The 3,217-nt window shown below is 68.6% G+C and carries 4 protein-coding genes; 1 reads left to right on the top strand and 3 read right to left on the bottom strand.

What is annotated here, in order from left to right; genetic code table 11:
• The 3 genes from G6018_RS11630 to G6018_RS11620 form a co-directional block, all read right to left on the bottom strand.
• On the bottom strand, window positions 1-341 hold a 341-nt coding region (locus G6018_RS11630), incomplete at its 3' end, for a glycosyltransferase (protein ID WP_347237855.1).
• Window positions 331-1,149: an ABC transporter ATP-binding protein gene (locus G6018_RS11625; RefSeq protein WP_095717095.1), complete on the bottom strand. Its 819-nt coding sequence runs from the start codon at window positions 1,147-1,149 to the stop codon at window positions 331-333. The genes G6018_RS11625 and G6018_RS11630, both read right to left, overlap by 11 nt.
• Before the next feature lie 12 nt (window positions 1,150-1,161).
• Complete coding sequence (locus G6018_RS11620; RefSeq protein ID WP_182639671.1) at window positions 1,162-2,049, bottom strand: ABC transporter permease; 888 nt, start codon at window positions 2,047-2,049, stop codon at window positions 1,162-1,164.
• 66 nt (window positions 2,050-2,115) lie between these two features.
• Here G6018_RS11620 and G6018_RS11615 point away from each other — a divergent pair, with 66 nt between their 5' ends.
• Window positions 2,116-3,132 (top strand): NADP-dependent oxidoreductase, encoded by a 1,017-nt coding sequence (locus tag G6018_RS11615; protein ID WP_182639670.1) that lies wholly within the window; start codon window positions 2,116-2,118, stop codon window positions 3,130-3,132.
• Window positions 3,133-3,217: the final 85 nt, after the last annotated feature.

Below are 3,217 nucleotides of genomic sequence, written 5' to 3'. Positions count from 1 at the left end.
TCGGGCCTGCCGTCGTCGTCAGCGCACCACACGAGGTCGGCGCCGGTGGCCAGCGCGTGCAGCATCCCCAACGCGAATCCGCCGGCGCCGCCGAGGTTGTGCCTGGAGCCCACGTAGGTGGCCTCCACGGGCTGTGACTCGACGAGCTCGCGCACGGCCTGCTCGTCGGCGTTGTCCACCACCACCAGGTGGTCGATCGGCCGGGTCTGCCCGCACACCATCTCCAGCGAGGCGCGGAGTTGGTCGAGCCGTCGGTGGGTGACGACCACGGCCACGACCCGCCGGGAGTCCGCGCCGGACTCCGCGGCCCCGCCGGCCGCGCCGGACCCCTCAGCCCTCACGCGTCATCCTCTCCATGTACGCGGCGATCGACCGCCCGGCCTCGGGGCCCTCGTAGGCGGTGACGATCTCCTCGATGCTCCCGCGCTGCCGGATGCGACCGTGGTCGATCCACATCGCCGAGTCGCACAATTGGGCCAGGAACTCGTTGGAGTGGGAGGCGAAGACCAACATCCCGGACCGGGACACCAGGTCGGCCAGCTTGACCCGCGCCTTCTTCATGAACTCCGCGTCCACGGCTCCGATGCCCTCGTCGAGCAGCAGGATCTCGGGGTCGATCGAGGTCACCACGCCCATCGCCAACCGGACGCGCATGCCGGTCGAGTAGGTGCGCAGCGGCATGTCCAGGTAATCGCCGAGCTCGGTGAAGTCCGCGATCTCCTCGATCTTGGCCTTCATCTGTTTGCGGGTCTGGCCCAGGAACAGGCCACGGATGATGATGTTCTCGTACCCGGTGATCTCCGGGTCCATACCCACACCCAGGTCGAACACCGGCGCCACACGACCCCTGATCCGGGCGGCGCCGCGGGTGGGCTCGTAGATTCCGGACAGCAACCGCAGCAGCGTGGACTTGCCGGCACCGTTGTGCCCGACCAGCCCGATGCGGTCCCCCTCGCGGAGGGAGAGGGTGATGTCCTTCAGGGCCTCGACGACGACGACGTTGGACGAGTTCCGGCCGATCGCGCCTCCGGCGGAGCCGAGGACCGCCTTCTTGAGGGAGCGCGATTTGGCGTCGAAGATCGGGAAGTCCACGCACGCGTCCACACAGTCGATGGACACGCCGCCGGGGGTGGGTGTGGCGGGGCTCATGGGATATACCTCCTACACCCAGTACGGGACTCGGGAGCGGAACCGGCGCAGTGCGACAAAGGCGAGGATGAGCCCCACGGCCGTGCAGGCCAGGACGATCCACCAGTGGTACGCGGCGACGGGCTGGCCCAGCATGGGGGCGCGGACGATCTCCAGGTAGTGGTAGAGCGGGTTGAGCTCGGCGATGCGGGCGCGGTCGGCGATCTCCCCGCCCTGCTCGTACAGCGTCTGCGTGGTCCACACGATGGGGGTCATGTAGAACAGCAGCTGAACCATGGAGTCCAGCAGGGGCGCGATGTCGCGGAAGCGGGTGGCCAGGATGCCGAACAGCATCGCCACCCAGACGCCGTTGACCATGAGCACCGCCAGGCCCAACACGGCCAGCAGCAGGTCCCATCCCAGCGGCCGCGGATAGATGAGCATCAGCACGACCCAGATCACCAGGTTGTGGCACAGGAACAGGAACTGCCGCCACACCAGCCGGTAGACGTGGACGCTGAGCGCGCTGGGCAACTGCTTGATCAGGCCCTCGTTGGAGATGAAGACCTCCGAGCCCTCCTTGATGCAGCCGGAGATGAAGCCCCAGAGGATCAGACCCACGGTGACGTGCGGGAGGAACTCCGCCAACGGGATCTGGAAGAGGATCGAGTACAGCAGCCCCAACGCCGTGGCCATGACGCCGGTGGCGATGGTGATCCACAGCGGCCCCAGTGTGGAGCGGCGGTAGCGCTGCTTGATGTCCTGCCAGCCCAGCGAGAGCCAGAGCTCACGCTGGCCCAGCCCCTGGCGAAGGTCGGCCACGGCCCGGCGGAAGGTGTGGGAGTCGCTGACGATCTCACTGCGGACGCGCTCGTCGGGGAGCGTCGCCGAAGCGGGGTCGGGAGTGGGCTGGTCCTGCACGAAGGCGAAGCCTACTAGAGGTGTGGCCGGTGGCAGCCCCGCAGACAGGGCGCGTACACATGAGTGATGACGACCAGTACCCAGATCCAGCTCGTCAGCCGCCCCCGCGGCTGGCCGACCCATGACGACTTCCGCACCGTCGTCGTCGACCTCCCCGCGATCGCCGAGGGCGAGGTGCGCGTGGCCAACGAGTACCTCTCCGTCGACCCCTACATGCGGGGCCGGATGAACGAGGGCCGCTCCTACATCCCGCCGTTCGAGCTGAACGAGACGATGACCGGCGGCGCCGTCGGGCGTGTCGTGGAGTCCCGCTCCGACGCCCACCCGGTCGGCGCGGTCGTGATGCACGACCTCGGCTGGCGGGACGTCGCCCAGGGCGACGGCCGGCAGTTCCGGGTGGTGCAGGAGATCGAGGGCGTTCCCGTCTCGGCGTACCTGGGGATCCTCGGGACCACGGGCCTCACGGCCTACGTGGGGCTCCTGCACATCGGGCGGTTCCAGAAGGGCGAGTCCGTCTTCGTCTCCGGCGCGGCCGGTTCCGTCGGGTCGGCCGTCGGGCAGATCGCCCGGCTCATGGGCGCCTCGAAGGTCGTCGGCTCGGCCGGGAGTGCGGAGAAGGTCGACAAGGCCACCTCGAGCTACGGATTCGACTCCGCGATCAATTACAAGGACGGACCGGTCCGCACGCTGCTGCGCGAGCACTTCGGTCGCGAGAACGGGGAGGGCATCGACGTCTACTTCGACAACGTCGGCGGCGACCACCTCGAGGCCGCGCTGGACCTGATGAACGACGACGGTCGCCTGGCCCTGTGCGGCGCGATCAGCTCCTACAACGCCACCGAGCGCTCGCCCGGCCCGGACAACATGTGGCACGCCATCACCCGCGGGCTCACCCTGCAGGGCTTCACCGTGAACAAGTACATGCACCTGTTCAAGGAGTTCGCGGAGAAGGTCGGGCCGTGGGTGGCCTCGGGCGAGGTCGTCTTCGACGAGACCGTGGTCGAGGGCATCGACAACTCCGTCGACGCGTTCCTCGACCTCATGCGCGGGGCGAACGTGGGGAAGATGCTGGTCAAGATCTGATCAGCGGGGTCGGCCCGGGCGCGACCCCACCGTGGGGCAGGGTGGACCCATGACGTCGACTCCTCGAGCCGCGCCCGCCTCCCGC

This window comes from Dietzia sp. DQ11-44 (assembly GCF_014145205.1).
Lineage (GTDB): Bacteria > Actinomycetota > Actinomycetes > Mycobacteriales > Mycobacteriaceae > Dietzia > Dietzia natronolimnaea.
The sequence above is the reverse complement of the archived record's forward strand: the minus strand, read 5'-3'. Positions and strand labels throughout refer to the sequence as shown.

Bases quoted from the DNA above. Each gene is read 5' to 3' on its own strand.
- G6018_RS11625 (WP_095717095.1), bottom strand. From the start codon at position 1,149: ATGAGCCCCGCCACACCCACCCCCGGCGGCGTGTCCATCGACTGTGTG.
- G6018_RS11615 (WP_182639670.1), top strand. From the start codon at position 2,116: ATGACGACCAGTACCCAGATCCAGCTCGTCAGCCGCCCCCGCGGCTGG.